The sequence below is a fragment of the Kurthia zopfii genome (genome assembly GCF_003143955.1).
Classification (GTDB): domain Bacteria; phylum Bacillota; class Bacilli; order Bacillales_A; family Planococcaceae; genus Kurthia; species Kurthia zopfii.
This window is the reverse complement of the sequence record NZ_QFVS01000002.1, coordinates 13080-37693: the sequence shown is the minus strand read 5'-3', so window position 1 is coordinate 37693 and position 24614 is coordinate 13080. Positions and strand designations below refer to the sequence as shown.

At 38.2% G+C, this 24614-nt stretch carries 22 protein-coding genes; all 22 read left to right on the top strand.

Going from position 1 to position 24614, the window contains the following annotated elements; genetic code table 11:
• The first annotated feature begins 21 nt into the window (after window positions 1–21).
• Window positions 22–336 (top strand): cytochrome c551, encoded by a 315-nt coding sequence (cccB, locus tag DF281_RS01165; RefSeq protein WP_109348427.1) that lies wholly within the window; start codon window positions 22–24, stop codon window positions 334–336.
• 135 nt (window positions 337–471) lie between these two features.
• Window positions 472–1398, top strand: a complete 927-nt coding sequence (gene hprK / locus DF281_RS01160) for an HPr(Ser) kinase/phosphatase (protein ID WP_109348426.1) — start codon at window positions 472–474, stop codon at window positions 1396–1398.
• Between the two features lie 26 nt (window positions 1399–1424).
• The gene (gene lgt, locus DF281_RS01155; RefSeq protein WP_109348425.1) at window positions 1425–2234 is read left to right on the top strand and encodes a prolipoprotein diacylglyceryl transferase; all 810 of its coding nucleotides are present in this window, start codon (window positions 1425–1427) and stop codon (window positions 2232–2234) included.
• A gap of 62 nt (window positions 2235–2296) precedes the next feature.
• On the top strand, window positions 2297–2947 hold the full coding sequence (gene ppaX / locus DF281_RS01150; protein ID WP_109348424.1) for a pyrophosphatase PpaX: 651 nt from the start codon (window positions 2297–2299) through the stop codon (window positions 2945–2947).
• Complete coding sequence (locus DF281_RS01145; protein ID WP_109348423.1) at window positions 2940–3455, top strand: acyltransferase; 516 nt, start codon at window positions 2940–2942, stop codon at window positions 3453–3455. Before ppaX ends, DF281_RS01145 begins: the two co-directional genes overlap by 8 nt.
• Window positions 3456–3630: 175 nt before the next feature.
• Window positions 3631–4800, top strand: coding sequence for an ATP phosphoribosyltransferase regulatory subunit (locus DF281_RS01140; RefSeq protein WP_109348422.1), 1170 nt, complete (start codon window positions 3631–3633; stop codon window positions 4798–4800).
• Entirely contained in the window at window positions 4793–5422 is a 630-nt protein-coding gene (hisG, locus tag DF281_RS01135; protein ID WP_109348421.1) for an ATP phosphoribosyltransferase, read from the top strand. The genes DF281_RS01140 and hisG overlap by 8 nt, the downstream gene beginning before the upstream one ends.
• Window positions 5423–5436: 14 nt before the next feature.
• Entirely contained in the window at window positions 5437–6717 is a 1281-nt protein-coding gene (hisD, locus tag DF281_RS01130; protein ID WP_109348420.1) for a histidinol dehydrogenase, read from the top strand.
• Complete coding sequence (hisB, locus tag DF281_RS01125) at window positions 6707–7300, top strand: imidazoleglycerol-phosphate dehydratase HisB (protein ID WP_109348419.1); 594 nt, start codon at window positions 6707–6709, stop codon at window positions 7298–7300. The genes hisD and hisB overlap by 11 nt, the downstream gene beginning before the upstream one ends.
• Window positions 7297–7938, top strand: a complete 642-nt coding sequence (gene hisH / locus DF281_RS01120; RefSeq protein WP_109348418.1) for an imidazole glycerol phosphate synthase subunit HisH — start codon at window positions 7297–7299, stop codon at window positions 7936–7938. The genes hisB and hisH overlap by 4 nt, the downstream gene beginning before the upstream one ends.
• A complete protein-coding gene (gene hisA, locus DF281_RS01115; RefSeq protein WP_109348417.1) occupies window positions 7925–8662 on the top strand; it encodes a 1-(5-phosphoribosyl)-5-[(5-phosphoribosylamino)methylideneamino]imidazole-4-carboxamide isomerase in 738 nt (245 codons plus the stop codon). The genes hisH and hisA overlap by 14 nt, the downstream gene beginning before the upstream one ends.
• A gap of 1 nt (window position 8663) precedes the next feature.
• Window positions 8664–9422, top strand: coding sequence for an imidazole glycerol phosphate synthase subunit HisF (gene hisF, locus DF281_RS01110; RefSeq protein ID WP_109348416.1), 759 nt, complete (start codon window positions 8664–8666; stop codon window positions 9420–9422).
• The gene (gene hisIE / locus DF281_RS01105; RefSeq protein ID WP_109348415.1) at window positions 9419–10030 is read left to right on the top strand and encodes a bifunctional phosphoribosyl-AMP cyclohydrolase/phosphoribosyl-ATP diphosphatase HisIE; all 612 of its coding nucleotides are present in this window, start codon (window positions 9419–9421) and stop codon (window positions 10028–10030) included. The genes hisF and hisIE overlap by 4 nt, the downstream gene beginning before the upstream one ends.
• Before the next feature lie 98 nt (window positions 10031–10128).
• Window positions 10129–11649: a tetratricopeptide repeat protein gene (locus DF281_RS01100; protein ID WP_240605496.1), complete on the top strand. Its 1521-nt coding sequence runs from the start codon at window positions 10129–10131 to the stop codon at window positions 11647–11649.
• A gap of 76 nt (window positions 11650–11725) precedes the next feature.
• Entirely contained in the window at window positions 11726–12673 is a 948-nt protein-coding gene (gene trxB, locus DF281_RS01095; RefSeq protein WP_109348414.1) for a thioredoxin-disulfide reductase, read from the top strand.
• Window positions 12674–12898: 225 nt separating this feature from the next.
• A complete protein-coding gene (locus tag DF281_RS01090; RefSeq protein WP_109348413.1) occupies window positions 12899–13381 on the top strand; it encodes an NUDIX domain-containing protein in 483 nt (160 codons plus the stop codon).
• A complete protein-coding gene (gene rapZ / locus DF281_RS01085) occupies window positions 13374–14255 on the top strand; it encodes an RNase adapter RapZ (RefSeq protein ID WP_109348412.1) in 882 nt (293 codons plus the stop codon). Before DF281_RS01090 ends, rapZ begins: the two co-directional genes overlap by 8 nt.
• A 3-nt stretch (window positions 14256–14258) precedes the next feature.
• Complete coding sequence (locus DF281_RS01080; RefSeq protein WP_109348411.1) at window positions 14259–15227, top strand: gluconeogenesis factor YvcK family protein; 969 nt, start codon at window positions 14259–14261, stop codon at window positions 15225–15227.
• A 17-nt stretch (window positions 15228–15244) separates the two neighbouring features.
• Window positions 15245–16192, top strand: a complete 948-nt coding sequence (whiA, locus tag DF281_RS01075) for a DNA-binding protein WhiA (protein WP_109348410.1) — start codon at window positions 15245–15247, stop codon at window positions 16190–16192.
• Window positions 16193–16272: 80 nt separating this feature from the next.
• Window positions 16273–16530: an HPr family phosphocarrier protein gene (locus tag DF281_RS01070; RefSeq protein WP_109348409.1), complete on the top strand. Its 258-nt coding sequence runs from the start codon at window positions 16273–16275 to the stop codon at window positions 16528–16530.
• 606 nt (window positions 16531–17136) lie between these two features.
• A complete protein-coding gene (locus tag DF281_RS01065) occupies window positions 17137–24057 on the top strand; it encodes a SpaA isopeptide-forming pilin-related protein (protein WP_109348408.1) in 6921 nt (2306 codons plus the stop codon).
• A gap of 228 nt (window positions 24058–24285) precedes the next feature.
• A complete protein-coding gene (locus tag DF281_RS01060; RefSeq protein ID WP_109348407.1) occupies window positions 24286–24603 on the top strand; it encodes a hypothetical protein in 318 nt (105 codons plus the stop codon).
• Window positions 24604–24614 lie beyond the last annotated feature (11 nt).

Genomic DNA, 24614 nt, shown 5'->3' with positions numbered 1-24614 from the left:
TTTCAACAGGAGGAGATTTACATGAAAAAGGCATTTTTAGCCGTATTATTTGGTTCAGCACTTGTTCTAGGTGCGTGTGGATCAGATAAATCTGAGTCTGGATCAGGTGATTCAACTCAAGTAGACGGAGAAAAAGTGACGATGCAAAAATGCATTAGTTGTCACGGCGATCAATTGAACAATGGGAATGCACCTGATATTTCAAAAATAGGTGCGGACAAATCAGAAAAAGAAATTCTGAAAATCGTTGAAGACGGTCAAGGCGGTATGCCACCTGGGATCGTCAAAGGTGACGAAGCAAAAGCAGTTGCTGAATGGCTAGCGACACAAAAATAAAGAACTATGGCAGAAATCGCTAATTTCGAGCGGTTTCTGTTTTTCTTTTCATTAAATTTGCAGCGAAATATTTTTTTGAAGAAATCGTTTGTACGACATGGTAAAATAAACTTACGATGAGAGGGTGTGAACGTGTTGGATCAAGTATGTACAAGAGACGTAATGGAAGAATTTAAATTGAAATTAGTTTGTGGCGAAGAAGGAATTGGTCGCCATATTTTAACGAGTGATATTTCAAGACCGGGACTAGAGATGGCCGGTTACTTCACTCACTATCCTGCAGAACGTGTTCAATTATTAGGAAAGACGGAGTTGTCATTTTTCTTAATGCTTCCAAGACATGAAAGAACGGAAAGAATGAAGAAATTATGTGCTGAAGATACGCCAGCAGTCATCATTTCGCATGATATGGAAGTGCCAGAAGAATTGAAAATGGCATCAGAAGAAAATCATGTGCCTGTATTGACGACGAATTTATCAACTACTCGTTTTTCAAGTAAGTTGACGAACTATCTTGAAAGCAGACTAGCACCCTCTACAGCAGTACATGGTGTACTCGTTGATATTTATGGAATTGGTGTACTTATTACAGGAAATAGTGGTGTCGGTAAGAGTGAGACCGCTTTAGAACTTGTAAAAAAAGGTCACCGCTTAGTTGCCGATGACTGTGTTGAGATTTACCAAGAGAGTGAGAATACATTAGTAGGAAATGCCCCGCCACTAATTGCTCATATGTTGGAAATTCGTGGAATCGGGATTATCGACATTATGACAATGTTTGGTGCTTCAGCAGTTCGTCGTCACAAAAGAATTTCGCTTGTTGTCGACCTTGAGGTTTGGGATTCTGAAAAAACATATGATAGACTTGGTATCGAAACAGAAATGATGAGTATTTTAGACTCGGAATTAACAAAATTAACGATCCCAGTTCGCCCAGGTCGAAACTTAGCTGTTATTATCGAAGTAGCAGCGATGAACCACCGTCTGAAAAACCTTGGTGTCAACTCAGCAGAGGAGTTCACGAAGCGACTGGACAACGTAATTCAAGGGAAATCTGAGTAGTCGAATTACTTCGGAAGGGGAACAATATGGATTTATTACTATTAGATATTAATCCAATCGCATTAAAAATTGGATTTTTGAAAGTCACTTGGTACGGCATTATCATTGCCAGTGGTATTATTATCGCCTATTTAATCGGGCAAAGAGAGATGAAAAAACGTGGCTTCGAGGAAGATTTTTTAACAGATCTTCTTATTTGGGCAGTTCCAATCGCCATCATCTGCGCGCGTATTTACTACGTCATTTTTGAATGGGGTTATTACAAGGAGCATCCAGGTCAAATTATACAAATTTGGCAAGGTGGTATCGCGATCCATGGCGCATTAATTGGTGGCGCATTGACTGTGTACTTCTTCTGTAAACGTAGAGGTGTTAATTTCTGGAAAGTAGCGGATATTTTAGCACCATCTATTATTATTGGACAAATTATTGGTCGCTGGGGTAACTTTATGAACCAAGAAGCTTACGGCGGTGTCGTAGAGCGCTCATTCTTGGAATCATTATATATTCCAGACTGGATTATTGAACAAATGAATGTAGGCGGCTTTTACCATCATCCAACATTCCTATATGAATCACTGTGGAATGTTGTTGGATTAATCGTCTTATTACTATTACGTAAAGCAAACTTATTAAGAGGCGAAATCTTCTTAGTATATATTATGTGGTATTCATTCGGACGTTATTTCGTAGAAGGTTTACGCACAGACAGTTTATACATCGGCCCACTACGTATGGCTCAACTCATTTCATTAGTAGCTTTAGTAGTTGCTGCAATCGTATTAATTTACCGTCGTAGAAAATCATTGAAATTACCAAGATATAAAGATGAATAAATGACTCATTGCCCGTAATGCACTTTGTGTAATGCGGGTAATTTTATAGGGGGAAATGGATTATGAATTACAAAGGATTACTTTTTGACTTTGATGGCACACTATTAGATACGAATAACTTGATTATCGAAACTTTCTATCAAGTAATTGAACCAAAATTTCCTGGGAAATATTCTAAAGAAGATATGGCGAATTTCATCGGCCCATCTTTAAGTGATACATTCACAATGGTTGCGCCAGATCGAGTGGAAGAATTGACGAATGAATATATTACTTGGAACAGACTTCACCATGATGAACTTGTAAGAGAATTCGATTTCGTTGTTGAAGTATTAACGGATTTGAAAAAAGCAGGTATCAAATTAGCAATTGTATCAACGAAACGTCAGGAAGCATTATTACGTGGCATGAACTTGATGGGCATTACGGATCTTTTCGACACAATTATTGGCAATGACGATGTGAAAAATACGAAGCCGCATCCTGAACCAGTGCTTCTAGCGTTGAGCAGGTTAGGGCTTGAGAAAAATGAAGTGATTATGATTGGTGACAACTACCATGATATCGAGGGCGGACAAAATGCAGGTGTACATACAGCTGGAGTCGCTTGGTCACTTAAGGGCACAGCATTTTTAGAAACGTATCACCCAACATTCATGCTGCAAACGATGAAAGATTTATACGGTATTGTCGGAGTACCTGCCCATGCGTAAAACAGAGCGATATAAGGTGAAAGGATCTTCTTCATTATGGCAGATTTATAAAACTGTATCGTTTTGGAAAGTAGCAAAATGTTTCATCGTAATAGAGATGGCGAGAATCATGCCATTTCTCTCGGTGAAAAACTGGATGTATCGTACTTTTCTTCATATGAAAGTCGGAAAACGTACAGCATTCGCTTTGAAAGTCGTACCTGATACAATGTTTCCAGAAAGAATCACAGTTGGTGACGATTCGATCATCGGTTTTAATACGACGATTTTAGCACATGAATATTTAATCGAGGAATACCGACTTGGCGATGTGATTATTGGTGATCGCGTCATGATTGGCGCAAATTCAACAATCTTACCAGGTGTGACGATTGGCAATGATGCGGTCGTTTCAGCAATGACGCTCGTACACCGTGATGTACCAGAAGGCGCAATGGTCGGTGGCAATCCAATGCAGATTATTTATACGAAAGAACAAAGAGAACAAAAATTAACTGAAAAATCATAATTTGAGCATGTTCGAGAAAAATACGGTTATTTCGATTGAAATCACCTACTTTTCGAACATGCTTTTTATTTTCTGTTTTTTCGCAATTTGACGACAACTTCACTTTCAGTTAAAATATTATACATCATCACATTAGCACTCTAGTGAATTAAAGTGCGTAGAAGGAAGTGTACATATGTCAATGATTCGACCGTTCGAAAAACCACTAGGCATGCGCGATACATTGCCAGCAATATTCGAAAAGAAAGAAGCAATTCGACAGTTTGGTAGGGAATTCTTCTCCTTAAGAGGATTTGAATTCATCCAAACACCGACATTGGAATATTACGAAACAGTCGGCAGATCATCCGCAATTAAAGAATCGAAGTTATTCAAACTCGTCGATTCACAAGGGAATACGCTCGTGCTGCGATCAGATGCGACGACACCAATTGCCCGAATCGCCGCTTCAAAACTTTTAAAAGAGAAAGTGCCACTGCGACTTGCGTATTACTCAAATGTCTTCCGTTCGCAGGAATTAGAAGGCGGTAGACCCGCAGAATTTGAGCAAATGGGTGTTGAGATTATTGGCGATGATTCCGTGTATTCAGATGCGGAAGCCATTTTGACGACGATTGATTTCTTGAAAAACATCGGTATTGAAAATTTCAAAATTTCCATTGGACATGCGGGGATTTTAGATGCGATTATTCGGAAAAATGTTGCGACAGATGAGCAGTTTGAGCAATTGCATCAACTATTAGTCGATCGAAACTATGTTGGTTTTGAAGAATCAGTCACCGCTTTTCAACTTTCAACTGAACAACAATCAACACTTCTGTCATTCGTGGAAGAAGCGACGCAACTAAAAAATATTCGCCAAATTTCAAAATACTTATATGACAAAAAAGCGTACATCTATATGGAACAACTTGCATCCGTATTGGAGATTTCGAATGCATTAGATTACATCGCATTCGATTTCACGTTGGCGAGCCATATGAATTACTACACGGGCATGCTGTTTGAAGTATTTGCTGAAAATAGTAGTTATTCAATCGGCAATGGTGGACGTTACAACGGGTTACTTGCGGACTTTGGCCAAGCGGAGAGTGCAGTCGGCTTCGCATTGAAAATCGATGAATTACTCGAAGCCATGCCGACATATGCAGAGGAGAAAACGAAAGTACTCGTACTCTATGTGTCTACACAACTCGCGCAAGCTTTGAAAGAAACGGCGAAATTAAGAAATCAAGGGATTTATACGACGATGCAGTCAATCGAAGGAATCACTGATTTGGCAAGCTATGAGAAGCAATTTTCACAAGTTATTCGAATCGGTCAAGGAGGTGCTTCATATGAGTAGTCCATTAACAATTGCGATGCCAAAAGGGCGAATTTTTGATGAAGCCTATGAATTATTATTGAAAGCTGGCTTTAATTTACCAACGAAAATGGATGATGTATCACGTAAATTAATGTTGGAAATGCCAGAAGAAAATATGCGCATTATTTTATCGAAACCGATGGATGTGCCAACCTATGTGGAATATGGCGTTGCGGATATTGGCATCGCGGGTAAAGACACTTTGTTAGAACAACATCGAAAAGTGCATGAATTATTAGATTTGAAAATTAGTAAATGCCGCATTGCTTCAGCAGGTTTACCGAATACGGAATTAAATGAAATCGCACCGAGAATTGCGACGAAATATCCGAATGTCGCTTCTGCTTATTACCGTGAAAAAGGTGAACAAGTAGAAATTATCGGGCTGAATGGTTCAATCGAGTTAGCGCCGATGATTGGGCTTGCAGATCGCATTGTCGATATTGTATCAACAGGACAGACTTTAAAAGAAAATGGCCTAGTTGAATATGAACAAATTACGGAAGTTTCATCTCGTTTGATTGCCAATCCAGCAAGCTATCGTATGAAAAATGAGCGAATTGTTGATCTCGTAAAAAGATTGAAAAACTGTGTGAATTAAAGGAGGTGTATGGAATGGAAATTCTAAATTTGACGACAAATCTTTCATTAAAAAGAACGCTCGAATCGGGCAATGAAGTGCAGTTACAAGCAGTAAGAGAAATCATCGCGCAAGTGAGAAGTAACGGAGATGAAGCCGTCCGTACATATACAGAGAAATGGGACGGCATTAAGTTGTCATCAAATCGTGTCACGGAAGCCGAAATGGCACAAGCCGTCAACGCAATGGATGCGCAAATTATGCAAGATTTAAAAGAAGCAGCAACGAATATTACGAAATACCATGAACAACAAAAACGACAAGGCTTCACATTACCTTTAGAAGATGGTTCGTGGTTAGCGCAGAAAGTCCAACCACTTCAAGCAGTTGGGTTGTATGTGCCGGGTGGTTCGGCAGCGTATCCTTCATCGGTATTAATGAATGTCATCCCAGCTCTTGTTGCAGGTGTTGAACGCATTGTCATTGCAACACCTTGTGGTGAGGACGGAAAACTGCCAGATGCGGTATTAGTAGCTGCTTCAATTTTAGGTATTTCAGAAATATATAAAATGGGTGGCGCTCAAGCAATTGCCGCACTCGCATATGGTACGGAAACTATTTCACCTGTCGATAAAATCACAGGGCCAGGGAATATATTTGTCGCCTTAGCGAAAAAGGAAGTCTTCGGTGAAGTGGCGATTGATATGATTGCTGGACCGAGTGAAATTGCCATCATGGCAGATGATTCAGCATTTGCAGATGAGATTGCAGCAGATCTTCTTTCACAAGCGGAACATGATGCGTTAGCCTGTGCGATTTTAGTGACTACGAGTGAGCGATTAGCGAAGGAAGTGGCGGCGGAAATAGAACAGCAATTACAGCAACTGCCGAGACAATCCATCGCACGACAATCAATTGAAAACTATGGACGAATTTATATAGCAAAATCAATGAGTGAAGCAGTAACAGCGATTAATCAATTAGCACCCGAACATTTAGAAATCGTCACAAAAAACGCCGAAGCAGTCAGTGAACAAATTAAAAATGCAGGCGCAATCTTCATTGGTCGCTACAGTTCAGAACCAGTGGGTGATTACTTTGCAGGAACGAATCACGTGTTACCGACGAATAGTACGGCGAGATTTGCTTCAGGCTTAAATGTGGATGATTTTTTGAAAAAGACGAGTGTCGTATATTATTCTGAAAAAACATGGCAGGAAAATGCGCCGAAAATTGCGAGATTAGCAAGACTTGAAGGTTTGGAAGGTCACGCGCGAGCGGTTGAATCGAGAGGATGGGATAAGGATGGTAAATAGAACAGCGAGTATTTCACGACAAACGAATGAAACACAAATTGAAATTTCATTAGATTTAGATGGCACGGGCGCTTCAAAAGTAGAAACAGGCGTACCTTTTATGGATCATATGTTGGATCTGTTTATGAAGCACGGGCTGTATGATGGCTCAATTGTCGCAAAAGGTGATGTCGAAATTGATGATCACCATACGACGGAAGATTTAGGCATCGTTCTTGGGCAAGCAATCCGCCAAGCGCTCGGCGATAAGAAGGGAATTAAACGCTATGGCCACGCATTCGTACCGATGGATGATGCATTGGCACAAGTGTATATCGACTGTTCTGATCGACCGCATCTTGAGTTCCGTGCGGACATTCCCGCAGCAAAAGTCGGCACATTTGATACGGAATTAGTGCATGAGTTTCTGTGGAAGTTTGCATTGGAGGCACGTATGAATGTCCACATAATCGTGCCGTATGGACATAATACACACCATATTATTGAGGCGATTTTCAAAGCATTAGCACGAGCGATTGATGATGCCATCCAGTTTGATCCACGCGTAACGGGTGTACCGTCGACGAAGGGGTTACTCGGATGAAAATAGCGATCATTGATTATGGTATGGGGAACTTATTCAGTGTCGAACAAGCGGTGAAAAGACAGGGCTGTGAAGTGATTGTCACGGCGGAAGAAGCCGAGATTTTACAAGCAGATGGCATTATTCTACCTGGAGTAGGTGCATTTGAGGATGCGATTAAATGTTTAGAAGATACAGGATTGAAAGAAGTCGTTTTAAAAGCGGTTCAACAACAGAAGAAATTGCTCGGCATTTGTTTAGGGATGCAATTACTTTTCCAAGCGAGTGAGGAAAATGGTGCATTTGAAGGATTAGGTATTTTCAAAGGAACGGTGCGCAAATTTAATGAGGCAAAAGTACGCGTGCCGCATATGGGCTGGAATGAACTTCAGTTTACGTATACGCCGGATTGGTTGGCGATTGACGATATTCAAGATCGCTATGTTTACTTTGTTCACTCGTATTACGCCACAGAATTAGCGCCTGAACAATTGGTTGCATTTGCGGAATATAACGGTATTCAAGTACCCGGTATTGTGAAAAAAGGTTCTGTGACAGGGATGCAATTTCACCCTGAAAAATCAGGTCAATGTGGCAAACAACTTTTACAAGCATGGTTAGCGGAAGTGAAGGAGGAGTCGAAATATGGCAAAGCTTAATATTTTCCCAGCAATCGATATGCGCGGGGGCAAGTGCGTCCGTCTATATAAAGGGGATTATGCACAGGAAACGATTTATGGAGAGTCACCTTTTGATATGGCAACAACATTTGCTGATGCAGGGGCGACTTTCGTACATATGGTGGATTTAGATGGCGCGAAAGATGGCTCGCGTGTTCATGCGGCAGACGTTATTCGTGTCGCAAAAGAATTGCCGATTCAAGTGCAAATTGGTGGCGGTATTCGAAGTGAAGCAGATGTTGCGTACTATTTAGAAAATGGTGTCGATCGTGTCATTATCGGAAGCCTTGCGATTCGTGAACCCGAATTAGTCGTGGCGATGATCGCTAAATTCGGCGCAGAGAAAATCGTCATCGGTTTAGATGCGAAAGATGGTATGGTCGCAACACATGGCTGGTTGGAAACTTCGGATCAAAGTGCTGTAGACGTGGGCAAATACTTCGTAGAAAATGGCGCGAAATATTTCATTTTTACTGATATTGCGACGGATGGTACGCTGCAAGGACCGAATATTCAAGCGAATGAGCTACTCGCAAATGAGACGAATGCACAAGTCATTGTATCGGGAGGTATGAGTAGTTTGCAAGATATTCAAGCGGTGAAAAAAGCTGCACAAAATACGTCGATTAATGGTGTCATTATTGGGAAAGCGTTGTATACGAACCAATTTACATTAGAAGAAGCGTTAGAGGAGGCGGAATAAGATGCTGACGAAACGAATTATTCCATGCCTTGATGTGAAGGAAGGGCGCGTTGTCAAAGGTGTTCAATTTGTATCTTTACGCGATGCGGGAGATCCGATTGAACTGGCGACATTTTATAATGAGCAAGGAGCGGATGAACTTGTCTTCCTTGATATTTCAGCTACGCATGAAGGACGAGAGACGATGATTGAAGTCGTGAAAGAGACGGCTTCCACTTTGTCCATTCCTTTTACAGTGGGCGGTGGTATTCGCACGCTAGATGATATGAAGAAGATGTTGCGCGCAGGGGCGGATAAGGTATCGCTAAACTCGGCGGCTTTACAAAATCCAGAAATCATTCAACAAGGTGCTGCATACTTCGGTTCACAGTGCATCGTAGTTGCCATCGATGCGAAATGGCATGAAGCGAGTCAATCATGGAAAGTCTATACGCATGGCGGACGCAATGAACTTGATCGAGATGCCATTGAATGGGCGAAGGAAGCGGTGTCGCTCGGAGCAGGAGAATTATTGATTACATCGATGGATTGTGATGGGGAGAAAAAAGGATTCGACAAACGACTTATGCAAGCGATTCGACAAGTGGTCAATGTACCGATTATTGCAAGCGGTGGCGCAGGGAATGCAGAACATTTCCGTGAAATTCTCGTAGAAGCCGATGCAGATGCGGCACTTGCTGCTTCAATTTTCCACTATAAGGAGACGAGTGTCGAACAGGTTAAATCGTATTTGAAAACAAAAGGAGTCGCAGTCAGATGACAATGAAATTTGATGCTCAAGGATTAATCCCAGCAATTGTTCAACATGCGCAAACGAAGGAAGTACTGACGCTTGCCTATATGAATGAACAATCTTATACGAAAACAATGGAGACGGGCGAAACATGGTTTTATTCTCGTTCACGCCAAGAGCTATGGCATAAAGGAGCGACGAGCGGTCATACGCAAAAGGTTGTAGCGATGCGTTTGGACTGTGATGGCGATGCACTCGTTGTCGAAGTTTTACCGAATGGGCCAGCTTGTCATACAGGCGAAGAAAGTTGCTTCCATGAAATCGTCAAAGAGAAGGATTCGGCAATAGGTTCACTTGATATTTTATCGACACTAAAAGAAGTCATTGCGAATCGTGAAGTCGACATGCCAGAAGGTGCTTATACGACGTACTTATTCACGGAAGGTATCGACAAGATCGGCAAGAAAGTCGGGGAAGAAGCGACGGAAGTAGTCATCGCTGCAAAAAACTGCGATGCTGAAGAATTGAAGTGGGAAGCAGCCGATTTAATGTACCATTTACTCGTGCTTTTACAAGAGCAAAAGCTTGATTTATATGAAGTTCTTAGCGTGCTACAAAAACGTCACGAAAAATAGATTTGGACTACTTCATATAATGAATTGTGTTATAATATACCGTATTATGCAAAAGAACGTGAGTATGCGTTCTTTTTGCTTTTCGGAGGAAAATACACTTGGAAAATAACAACGACAACTACAAGCCACAACAGAATATCGTACCGTTTTTGCCAAATGGTGATTTTTATTATGCAAAAGCTCAAACGTGCATGGACCGTGGTGATTTTCCAAAAGCAGCAAAATATTTAAAAAGAGCCGTTGAACTTAGCCCGGATGACGCAATGATTTTCTTGCAATATGCCATTGTCGAATTGGAACTAGGGAATACAGAAAATGCGAGATCACTACTATTAGTCGCGAATGATCTAGAGGCGAATAATCCAGAAGTACTGCTGTTTTTAGCGGAAACTTCTGCAGGCTTAGGTATGTTAGAAGAAGCACTTTACTATGCGGAACTATATATCGAGGTCGATCAAAGTGGCGAATACTTTGATGAAGCCAATGAGATTATTGATTTTGTGACGTCGATGCTAGGAAAACTACCACGAACTGAAGATGCAGGTAATAAAGTCCTGTCACGTGAGCAAGAACGCGCGCGTCAGTTAATGGAAAGTGGCGAACACGAACAAGCGATTGAAATCTTTGAAAATATCATTGCCGAAAATCCAAATTTTTGGTCAGCATATAATAATTTAGCACTTTCCTATTTCTATCAAGGTGAGAATGAACAAGCGAGAGCGCTATTACATGAAGTGTTACTAGGGAATTATGGGAATATCCACGCGCTTTGCAATATGGCGATTATCGCTTATTACGAAAAAGATGAGAAAGAACTTGATCTTTTAGAAGAAACTTTAGTCAAATTACATCCTTACAATTTCGAGCATCGCTTCAAACTTGGTGCTACACTTGCTTTAATCGGATGTTATGAAGAAGCGTTTAAATGGCTGAAAAGTCTGTATGTCAAAGGCTATTCAGGCGATGCAGGCTTCTACTTCTGGTTATCACATTCAGCATTTTTCGCTGGCGATGAGAAGTTTTCACGCATGATTTGGAACTTATTATTGGAGATTGATCCGACTAAAGAAGGTTTCGAACCGTGGACGCACGCAGAATTTGAAAATGACACGATACTAAATGATGAAGAATACATCGTGGGTAAGTTGCAACATGAATATCGTTCGGAGCGACTATTCGGCTTGTATTTATTAACGAAAACACCGTTCAAACAAGATATTCTAGCAAACCCTGCGATCATTTCAGTCGATGATTATTCACCGATGGAGAAAATATTTTTAGCATTATCACTTGGACATGACTTTGAAGATGACGCATCACTACAACCAATGCTACGTGCCATTGAAGTTGCTGAAATACTCTATATTCAAGTAGAATCGATGGAAATTGAAGATACATTCCAATTCCAAATGTGGTTCATGATTTGTGAAGCCGCTTTTGAAAAAGGATACAAATTCAAAAATCCAGTCGCACTAGCTGCGGCAGTAGAGTTCATGTATAAATCTTCACGCATGAAAATCACGAAAAAAGAAGTGGCGGAATTGTATGAGATTTCGACGCCAACTTTAACAAAATATATTGACGAATTGATGCAATTTCTACCAATCTTTGATTCATAGGCAAATAACTTGATGAAGTTGTTCAAAATGATATACCATACGAGGGTATAAGTTATCGTATTAGGAGGAGTTAATTATGTCAGAAGAAAAAATTTATGATGTTGTCATTATCGGAGCAGGTCCTGCAGGTATGACAGCGGCAGTTTACACATCACGCGCAAATTTATCGACTCTTATGTTAGAACGCGGGATTCCAGGTGGTCAAATGGCCAATACGGAAGAAGTTGAAAACTACCCAGGTTTCGACACAATCTTAGGCCCTGAGCTATCTTCAAAAATGTTTGAACACGCTAAAAAATTCGGTGCAGAATATGCATACGGTGACGTTGCCGAAGTAATCGACGGCAAAGAATATAAAACAATTAAAGCGGGTTCGAAAGAATACAAAACTCGTGCAATTATCATTACAACTGGTGCTGAGTACAAAAAAATGGGCATCCCAGGCGAATCAGAACTAGGTGGCCGTGGTGTCAGCTACTGTGCAGTATGTGATGGCGCATTCTTCAAAAACAAAAACTTAATCGTTGTTGGTGGTGGAGATTCAGCAGTTGAGGAAGGTATGTACTTAACTCGCTTCGCTGAAAAAGTAACAATCGTTCACCGTCGTGACAAATTACGCGCTCAAAAAATTCTTCAAGATCGCGCATTTGCCAACGAAAAAATCGACTTCATCTGGAATAACACAGTAACTGAAATAAATGAGAAAAACGGTAAAGTAGGTAGCGTAACACTTACAAACACTGTGGACGGATCTACTTCAGAAGTGGAAGCAGATGGCGTATTCATCTACATCGGTATGAACCCATTAACAGGTCCATTTAAAGAATTAGGTATTTTAAATGAAGCGGGTTATATTCCTACAAATAATGAAATGGAAACTTCAGTACCAGGTATTTACGCAGCGGGCGACGTACGTGAAAAAACTTTACGTCAAATCGTAACTGCAACTGGTGATGGTAGTATCGCTGCTCAAGCAGTTCAACATTATGTTGAGTCATTGATGGAAGAAATCGCAGCAAAATAATCTAAATTTCATACTGCTGTAATGTTTGTGAAATATTGACAGTGTATAGTAAAGGATGTAATAACCCTTTGAAATTTTAGAATATTTGGTTGACCCAGAGGAAGAACTGTAACGCATACAGTTCTTCCTTTTTTCGTGCGTTATTTGTAAGATACACCCGGAACAGTGTATAATGTAAGTTAGGATTTTTTGAGTACTATACGAACAGAGAATGGGGTGGCACATATGCAAAGAATTGCGAATTTAATTGTGCGTAGAGGTGACGAAGTGTTACTACTGAAAAAGCCTAGACGTGGCTGGTATGTGGCACCAGGTGGGAAAATCGAAAGCGGCGAATCAATATTTGAAGCTGCGAGCAGAGAGTACTTTGAAGAGACAGGTACGAAAGCCGTGAACCCACATCTAAAAGGGATTTATACAATGGTCATTATGGATGGCGAGAAGATGGTAAATGAATGGATGCTTTATACGTTTTTTGCGGAAGATTTAGAAGGTACACCTTTTACTGAAACTCGTGAAGGCATTTTAGAATGGCATCATGTAGATGAATTAAAAACATTACCTATGGCAGAAGGAGACCGTACGAATCTTCTTTTTGCAGTTAATGAAAAAGGGATGCAATACGGGACGTTTACGTATACAGAAGAATTTCAATTACTAGACGAAAAAATTCAGCATTCACTTGAGGGGGAAGATCTTGATGGTTAATTCGGATTCAGGTAAAGATCTCATCATTATTACAGGTATGTCTGGAGCAGGGAAATCTGTTGCAGTGAGAGCTTTTGAAGATTTAGGTTACTACTGTATCGACAATTTACCACCGGCTTTACTATCGACTTTCATTAAATTAATGAAAGACTCGAACAAGGAATTATCTCATACAGTTGCTGTAATGGATTTACGTGGTGGAGATTTCTTCGCTTCACTAATTGATGCACTTGATGAATTAAGAGGTGATGCGGAAGTTGAGCCGCAAATTATTTTCTTAGATGCAGATAATGAGACGCTTGTGCGCCGTTTCAAAGAAACACGTCGTTCACATCCACTTGCTTCGGAAAGTAGTCCACTTGAAGGGATTAAAAAAGAGAGAGAAATGTTGTCTGAAGTGAAAGGCAGAGCGAATCAAATCTATAATACTTCAATTATGAAGCCAAAAGAATTACGAAATACATTATTAGAAAGATATTCGGGCGAGAAGAAAAATTCATTCTCGATCAATGTCATGTCATTTGGATTCAAGCATGGTACACCAATTGATGCGGATTTAATTTTTGATGTGCGCTTTTTACCGAATCCGTACTATATTGATGAATTACGACCAAAAACAGGGCTAGATGAAGAAGTGTCTTCTTACGTGTTGAAACAAGATGATGCACAAACTTTAATTAATAAACTAACGGATCTCTTTGAATTTATGGTGCCACGCTATAAAGAAGAAGGAAAAACACAGTTAGTAATAGGCTTTGGATGTACAGGTGGTCAACATCGCTCAGTCACTTTAGCAGAATACTATGGTCTAGCGCTTGCTAATTTAGCTCCTATTGTCGTGACACATCGCGACATCTCAAGGAAAGAAGGCTAACTTATGGCGAAAAAGAAAGAAATCGTCATTGTAGGAGGCGGAACGGGTTTATCGACATTATTGCGAGGGCTAAAAAAATTCGATGCAGAACTAACTGCAATCGTAACAGTCGCAGATGATGGCGGAAGTTCTGGCAGATTACGTGATGACTATCAAATCCCACCACCGGGAGATGTGCGAAATGTGATCGCTGCATTATCGGAAGTTGAACCATTAGTAGAAGAGATGTTCCAATACCGATTTAAAGGAAAGGGCAAAGAACATTTGAACGGTCATTCGCTAGGCAATCTCATGCTAACGGCATTAACGGAGATTACAGGTGACTTCTCACACGCAATTCGTGAGATGAGCCGCGTATTGAATGTGCATGGACGCGTTCTACCTGCAGCCAATCAAAGATTAACACTTTTTGCGGAATTGGAAGACGGTCGCATCGTAGAAGGTGAATCTAAAATCCCTACATATGAGAAGCGAATTAATCGAGTCTTCTGTAAGCCAGATCACGTCCGTGCGCTACCTGAAGCAATTCAAGCAATCAAAAATGCGGATCTTATCGTAATTGGGCCGGGGAGTTTATATACGAGCATCATCCCGAATTTACTCGTAGAAGATATTCGAGATGCTGTTTTGAATGCACAAGGCAAAAAAGTATATATTTGCAATTTGATGACGCAAAATGGTGAAACTTCGAATTATACTGCAAGCGATCACGTCCAAGCGATTCATGACCATGTTGGTGCTGATTTTATCGATGCAATCCTCATTAATAATGATGCCGAAGTACCTGAGAATGTGCAACGCGCATACGAAGAAGAAGATGCCGAACCAGTCAAAATCGATGTACCTCAACTTGTCCAAATGGGGCTTGAAGTGGAGAAGAGACCGATCGCCAATGTAAGTAAAAAAGGGACTGTGAGACATCAGCCTACAAAAGTAGCAGAATGGCTCATTGATTATATGAATACACATTAAGAAAGGAGGCGGAGAATATGTCATTTGCTTCTGAAATGAAAAAAGAATTAACACAGATGGAATCAGATGATTTAAGTTTAAAATCTGAGCTATCAGCGATGATTCGTATGAATGGTTCACTGTCATTTGCTAATCGTCAACTGAGCTTAGATGTGCAAACCGAAAATGCGGCCATCGCGAGAAGAATCTATACGATTTTGAAAAAATTGTATGATTATAAAGTCGAGTTGCTTGTCCGAAAAAAGATGAGACTCAAAAAGAATAATGTCTACATTTGTAGAGTGCGTGACGGTGCGAAAGAATTACTGGAGAGTTTGGAAATTTTATCAGGCAATTTCTTGATGAATCACGAAATCTCGGAAAATCTTTTAGCAACAGATGAATCACGTAAAGCCTATTTACGCGGCGCTTTTTTAGCAGGCGGCTCGGTCAATAATCCAGAAACATCTGCCTATCACTTAGAAGTGTATTCACTTTATGAAGAACACGGCACAGCATTGAAAAACTTGATGAATCTCTTTGATCTTAATGCGAAAACGATTGAACGAAAAAAAGGCTTTGTCACGTATTTGAAAGAGGCAGAGAAAATCTCGGATTTCCTTAGTTTAGTAGGCGCTTATCAAGCGATGCTAAAATTCGAAGATGTCCGTATTGTCCGTGATATGCGTAATAGCGTAAACCGACTTGTAAATTGTGAAACAGCCAATTTGAATAAAACAATTGGGGCGGCGATTCGCCAAGTCGAAAATATTAAATATATTGATAAACGAATTGGCATTGAACAGCTTCCTGATAAATTACAAGAAATCGCGAGACTACGAGTAGCTTATCAAGATGTTACATTGAAAGAACTAGGAGAGATGATGTCTTCGAGCGTTTCGAAGTCGGGAATTAACCATCGATTACGTAAAATCGATGAAATTGCCGAATCTTTACGTGCCGGTGAAAAGGTTAATCTTAAATAGTACGATAAATGATGTATAATAGTAGAAGAACATAAATCTTAAGAGGCTACATAGCCAAATATATAAGGGGGAAACAGCAGATGTTAGAACAGCAGGTTGAGGTTAAACTCAAATCAGGACTTCAAGCACGCCAAGCAGCACTTTTTGTACAAGAAGCAAACCGTTACCAAGCTGACGTGTTTTTACAAAAGGGTACGAGAAAGGTGAATGCTAAAAGTATTATGGGAATTATGAGTTTAGCCGTAGCCCATGGGACTGACATTACCTTGTTTGCTGAAGGTAAAGACGAGACTGAAGCAATCGCAGGTCTACGTAAGATGATCGAGTCTGAAGACTAAAGTAATAGATGATGAAGTGCAGTAACCATTCTTGGTTGCTGCGTTTTTTTATTCAAACTTCAAAAAACTATTAGGTTTACAAGGGTATTTCCTAGTATAACGACACTTAAAATAGGTAAACGATAATAGCTATATTATAAGTAGTTTGTTCAAGATGTAATATGTAGAAAATAACGATTTATAAATATCTAAACATACCTAATTAGTAAAATAAGGTAGGTTAGTTCACTCGTGAAAGCGGGTAACTAACCTATTTTTTTATTACATAAATTAAAATTTTCTGTTAAAAACAGTCGTTAATTGTCAAACAATATAGAGCAAATGAACCACTAGTATGACTAAAGACCTTTTAAATGATTTTACTTTTAAAATCTCGTTTTCTACCGAAAGAACCTGTTAAATATAGGCAATTAACTACCAAAAAGTGAGTGAACGCTTATAAACGTATATATAGCAACGGTTTAGGACGTTTTACATAAATGATAATTAAGTGTGATATACACCTTTAAAGCGCGGTGGTATGATGTATTAGCATCAATAGTTACTGATTCATATCAGAGTTCTTGATGCATTTTTTATGTAATTTTACAAAGAGGAGGAACATTTATGAAGAAACAAATTAGTGCAGCTCTTATGGCTTTGATGCTAGTTATGCAATTAATGGCAAGTGGATTTATGATGCCACTTAATGCAATAGCAGCAGAAAACGCACCAGTAGCTGAAAATTCTTCTGTTTCATCTGACACTGATGCGACAAATGAAACATCAGATCAATTAATTAAAGATGAACCTGCTGTTAAAGATAAGGCAGAAGCCCCTAAAACAGACAAGGTTGTTAATACAGAGGATAAAAATACAAGTTCCAAAGCAGAAGCTGGGCATCAAGAAGCAGTAATCGATGACGCAGCAGAAGTGGAGGAAAATAAAGAAGCTACAACTGAAGAAAGTACTTCTGAGGAGAAAGTACTTTCTAAGAAAGAAGCAAAAACAGCTAAAGCTGAAAAAGGCACTCCAGAGTCGATCATTAAAGAAATCACAATTCATTTAAACGACAAAACAACGCCAGTTAAACCAGGCGACGTAACAAACGTAACAGAACAAACATATTTCAAAATTAAGTATGATTTCTTGATTCCAGTAGAGACTTATAAAAATGGTGACCAAGTTGCATACAAACTGCCAAGTAACTTTGACTGGGAAGGCACATCACCAAAATCAGGTCCACTTGGATCAATAGGTACATTTAAAATTGATAACGGCATTGTAACATTTACTTTTAATAAAGAAATTGAAAATGATAACGGTTCTACTGGAACTCCTGGCTTTATCTCAGCAGGTTTCGTTGCAGAAGCTAACGTAATCAGTCAAGAGACAACATCATTAGATCAAAGCTTTACTGTAAACTCTAGTAAAGGTGAAGAAACATATAACCTTCACTTCTCACCAGAAGGCGTAAACGATGATTTAACGAAAAAAGGTAAAGCAGGAATTATTGAAGGAACTACTTTTAAAGAAGTAGGTTCTAAACAAAATGCAATTCAATGGATTGTAGAGTTCAACAAAACGAAAAATACGCTAAAAAATGGTGTATTCAAAGATACATTTGATACATCTAAATTAGAGTTAGTTCCAGGCACATTCAAAGCAATCGAATTAAAAGTTGATCGCAAAGGTAATGTTACTGAAGGCGGAGACGTAACGAGTGACTTCACTAAAAAAGGCACTAATGAATGGTCAATTAAAGAAGGTTCTAACAAAGCTTACAGAATCACATACGTAACAAAAGTATTAGATGAAACTGTATCAACGTATACAAACAAAGCTAACGTAAAAGCTACAGGCTTAGATAAATCTGCTACGAAGCAAGTTAATATCGAACGTGCTAAATTACTAAACAAATATGGTGAAGCTACTGCAACAGGAGCTCAGTGGACTATTGATTACAATCGTGGTCAAACAACTATTCCACAAAGTAAAGCATATATCCGTGATGCAATTCACGGTGAACAAATTTTAGATGAAGATTCAATCACAATTTACGGCTATACATTAGCTACTAACGGTAGTATTGTTTATGACAATGCTCCTTTATCAAAAGACGAGTACTATATTGCTAAATCAAGTACTGAAAACAGTTTCGATATCATATTTAAAAAAGATGTAACGAAAAGTTACATGATTAGTTACTCAACTAAGCTTTATCCTGGTCATGTTGTTACAGATGATCAAACAGTTAAAAATACAGTAACATCAGATGGTCAAGAATCATCAGCTACTGTAACGAACAAACAAACAAGTCTTGAAAAAGGTTACGAAAAGCTTGATTTCCAAAAGCGTACTGCTACTTGGGTAATTACAGTAAATAAAAATAATCAAAATATCAGAAATGCATATGTATTAGACAAATTCATGACTGAAAATATGCAATACATCCCTGGTACAGCTACAGTAAATGGTAAATCAGTAAAAGATCCTGAACAACGTCCTGATGGCTTATTATTTAACCTTGGAGATATTACAAAAAAACAAACGATTAAAATTGATGTTTCACTAGACTTAATGACAACGGATATTTATAAAAATAAAGCAACATTAATGTTTGAAAACGGTAAAAAAATTGAAACAACAAGTCAATTCGAACGTACACCAAATATCAAAAACAATGGTTTCAAAAACGTAACGAAAGATTTAAATAATGAAACAGGTGAATACACGTTCAAATGGCAAGTAGGATTCGGACTTAATTTACAAGGTGTTCCACAAGGCGCTAAAATTACCGATGAATTTACTTCTAAAAACATGAAATTGAAAGAAGATACTTTCAAAATCATGGAATTAGATAATAAAAATGGTCATGGTAATGTTGTTACTTCAACTGAATTCAAAGACTATACATTAGAAACAAATGAAAATGGTTATGTAGTTACTTTCCCTAATGGAACTCCAGCAGGTAAAGCATATGTAATCCAATATGATACAAAAGATACTGACAATGTTTATAGTAAAGACTATACAAACAAAGCAACATCTACAATTTTTGGTAAGGACGGTAAAGAAGGTTCATTTACTGCCCATACACAAGTTCCAAATGGTGGACTTTTAATTGATAAAAAAGGTAAACAATTACGTCAAACACGTCACTTTGATTATTCTGTAGATATTAACCAATCTAAATCAGTATTGAAAAAAGCTTCTGTAACAGATAGTTTAACTGCTAAAAACAAGTTTGATGGAACATTTGTTGCAAATTCATTCAAGTTAGATAATGGAAATATCGAATTAACAGAAACAAATAATCCAAACCAAGAAGCAGAAGATGGGAAACACTATCTATATGTGAGTGAAGATCAAACATCATTCAAAATAATTTTCCCTAAATCAATTCACAAATCATATAAACTTGATTACAAAGTTTATTATGAAGGTGACAAAGGTACGGAATTAAGTAACTTAATTAAATTGAATTATGATGATATGACTGAAGATTTTAAAACAACATCTAGTGTAGATAAAACTTACTATAACAACAGCACAGCATTTGGCTGGGGTGATGTTGAGTATAAAAATATCTACATTAAAAAAGTAGATGGAGCAACAGGTAAAGCTCTTGAAGGTGCTGAATTCGAACTTTACAAATATGATGATTATGAAACTGTTTACCGCACAGCAACAACTGATAAAGACGGAAAAGCAGTATTCGAAAACGTTCGTTTAAAAGCTGACGGAAAATCTCCATATGTAATTAAGGAAACTAAAGCTCCTAAAAACTACCTTGAAGATGATAGCCAAGTTCAAATTGAATTCGCTTTAGAAAACCAAAAAGAAGCAACGCCATTCGTTATTAAAAACGAGCGTAAAGCTTGTGAAGTAACAGTATCATTCGTTGATGCGAAAGATAAAGAGAAAATCGAAAAAGATGGCACTTACACAGTGTTCACGAAAGATAAAGTAGAAACAAAACAAAAAGTTGAGTTCAAAGATGGCGAAGCTAAAGTGAACTTAAAACCAGGCACTTACTTCATTAAACAAGATGGTGACATTAAAGGAATCGCTCCGGTGGATGAATTTACTGAAATCAAAGTTGAAGAAGATGCAGATGGTGACTGTAAAGTAACAACTGTAGAAGTTGAATTAGTGAAGGTTTGTGAAACAGTAATCTTATCTACAGATAAAGATACTGGTGATAAAATCACAGCTAACTCAGAATACAAAGTTCTTAAAGATGGTAAAGATTTAGAGAAAACATTTAAATCTGATGACAAAGGTAATATCGATCTAGGTAAACTAGAAAACGGTAAGTACGAATTAGTACAAACTAAAGCTCCAGAAGGTTATGTATTAAACGAAACTCCACTTGAATTCGAAGTGGATGCTGAAAACTGTGTTACAGATCTGAAATTCGAAAACGAAGTTCCTAAATGTGCAGTTACAGTAATCAACCAAGATGAAAACAAAAAAGTAATCAAAACTGATTCAACTTACAAAGTTGTTCAAGGCGACAAAGTAATCGTTAAAGAAGTGAAAGCTGTTGATGGTAAATTAACACTTGAACCACTTCCAGCAGGCGATTACACATTAGTTCAAGTAACGGCTGATGACATGTATGTATTAAATGAAACAGGCGTTGATTTCACAGTAGATCCAAAAAACTGTGATGGAATTGTTATTACAAATGAATTCGCGAAATGTGAAATTACAGTAATCAACAAAGACGAAAACGGTGACGTAATCACTGACGGTTCAACTTACAAAGTTATGCAAGGTAACGAAGAAGTAGTTGAAACAGTAACAGCTGTAGACGGTCAAATTAAATTACCAGCATTAAAACACGGTACGTATCAACTTGTTCAAACAGATGTTTCGGACAAATATGTATTAAATACATCTCCAGTTGAATTCAAAATCAACAAAGATGAATGTTCAGCAACAGTAACAATTAAGAACGAAATTGCTAAATGTGATATTACAGTAATCAACAAAGACGTTGATGGCGGTAAGATCAAAGACGGTTCAGAGTATGACGTTTACCAAATCATCGGTGATGAAAAAGTAAAAGTTAACAAAGAACCATTAGTTTCTAAAGATGGCGAAGTAAAAGTACCTGCATTAGTAGTAGGTAAATACGAGCTAGTACAAACAAAAGTAGATTCAATCTACGTATTAAATGACAAACCAGTAGCATTCGAAGTAGTAAAAGATGACTGTAAAGTTGTTCAGATTACAAACGAATTCGCGAAATGTGAGATCACAGTCATCAATAAAGATGAAAATGATGAAGTAATTACAGATGATTCAGAATACAAAGTAATGCAAGGTGACAAAGAGATCGCTAAAGCAACAGCTAAAGATGGCGAAATCAAATTACCAGCATTAAAACATGGTACGTATAAACTTGTTCAAACGAAAGTTTCGGACAAATATGTATTAAACACAACACCAGTGAAATTCACGGTAGATAAAGAAACATGTAACGCAGTAGTAGAGATTAAAAATGATTTAGCTAAATGTGATATTACAGTAATCAACAAAGACGTTGATGGCGGTAAAATCAAAGATGGTTCAGAATATGACGTTTACCAAATCATCGGCGATGAAAAAGTAAAAGTAAATAAAGAACCAATCGTTTCAAAAGATGGCGAAGTAAAAGTACCTGCATTAGTAGTAGGTAAATACGAGCTAGTACAAACAAAAGTAGATTCAATCTACGTATTAAATGACAAACCAGTAGCGTTCGAAGTAGTAAAAGATGACTGTAAAGTTGTCAATATTACAAACGAATTCGCGAAATGTGAGATCACAGTTATTAATAAAGATAACAACGGTCAAGTAATCACAGATGGTTCAGAATACAAAGTAATGCAAGGTGACAAAGAGATCGCTAAAGCAACAGCTAAAGACGGCAAAATCGTATTACCAGCATTAAAACACGGTGATTACACATTAGTTCAAACGAAAGTTTCGGACAAATATGTATTAAATACAACACCAGTGAAATTCACAATCGATCCAAAAGATTGTTCAGCAACAGTAACAGTCGTGAACGAAATTGCGAAATGTGAAATCACAGTAATCAACAATGATACTGATGGTAAACAAATCAAAAATGGTTCAACTTACGATGTATTCAAAATCGTAGATGGTAAGAAAGTGAAAGTAAACGAAAATCCACTTACAGCTAAAGACGGTAGCGTTAAAGTTCCAGCTTTAGAAGTAGGTAAATACGAATTAGTTCAAAAATCAATCGAAGGCAACTATGTTTTAAATGATAAACCAGTAGCATTCGACGTAGTAAAAGACAATTGTGCAACAGTAACAATCGTAAATGACTTCGGCAAGTGTGAAGTTACAATCATCAACAAAGATGGCGACACGAAAGAAGTAATCACATCTGGTTCTGAGTATACTTTATATAAAAAAGATAAAGATGGCACAAAAGTTGAAGTTTCTAAAGGCGTTAAAGCTGACGAAGCAGGTAAGATCGTATTACCAGCTCTTGAGCGCGGCGACTATGTGTTAGTTCAAACAAAAGCTCCACAAAATTACGAAAAAGCGAAAGACCTAGAATTCACAGTGAACGCATTAGATTGTTCACCAGCATTCGAAGTTGAAAACATCATGACTTACTGCCCAGCAACAATCGTTCTTGTTGATAAAGAACTAGCTGCAGGTATTGAAGGTGCTAAATTCGTAATCAAAGATGTAAACGGTAAAGTAGTAGGCAACGAATTTACTTTCGGTAAAGACGGTAAAATTACGACGAAACCATTACGTCCAGGCACTTACACAATCGAGTTAGTGAAAGGTGTACCAGGATACAAAATTGCTAAATCAACAACGCTTGTGATCTCTCCAGATCAATGTGGCGGTACGATTTCAGTAAACGTAGACAACACACCAAACAAATGTGACGTAACAGTATTTAACAAAGATGAAAAAGGAAACGTAATCGTTGAAAACTCAACTTACAAAGTTGAAAAAATCAATGCTGACGGTTCTAAAACAGTAGTAGCAAACGTGAAAGCGAACAAAGGCAAAATTGTACTTGATCAATTACGCCCAGGTAAATACGTAATCACGCAAACTACAGCTCCGAAAGGCTACAAACTTAATAAAACACCATTGAAATTCGAAGTGAAGAAAGACGAATGTCTAGCTGAACTAACAATTACAAATGGTAAAGTTCCACCAGTAGTTGAAGGTGAAACGGAAGAAGTTGAAAAACCAACAGTTACAGTACCAACGAAAAAACCAGGCGTTGAAGTTGAAGTGATTGATAAGAATAAAAAACCAGTAACTTCAGGTAAAACAGATGGTAAAGGTAATGTAGTAATTGAAAAATTACCACCAGGTAAATACGAAGTTGTCGATAAAGACAAAAACGTTATTACAACAATCATTGTTGATAAAAACGGTAACGTATTACCACAAACAGGTGAATCAAACTCTCTAGCATACGGCCTAGGTGGCTTACTAGTAATCGCATTAGGCGCTTTCATGGTGATCCGTAACCGTCGTAAACACGCTTAATAAATAGAAGAAATCGGTACTCGTTGAAAAACGAAGTACCGATTTTTTTTGCTTTACACTACGTAAATTGCTGAGAAAATCTATACAATTATCTGCTAAGTTTCGATAAAATCATTCTATTCCATGTTGAATTGTCGCAAAATGAGAAACAATTCAAGTTTTTTTTACTTTGATAAATAATTTCAGAGTGCTAAAATAATAGTAAATACCGTCTAGGAGGAATATATAATGGAAATTACTATTATTGCGCATGTGCAAACAGAAGGTCAAAAAGAGGAAATTGTAGATTTAGCGATCTCAGAACTAATCGACTTCGAACTTGCTCGCGATTTCCAAGTTAAAAGTATTCTAGGAAAACTAGGTTATACAAATGTAGCTCCAACACCAACAGAAGATATGGACGTGTTCACTGCAACTGCTGAATTAAACGGTGCAAAAACAACACCAAAAATCATCTTCCGTAAAGCTTTAAAAGCTGGTAATATCGGTTCTAAATCTGGCGTATCATACTACGAAATGAACGAACTTAAAAATGTAGTAGGCTAATAAATATATTG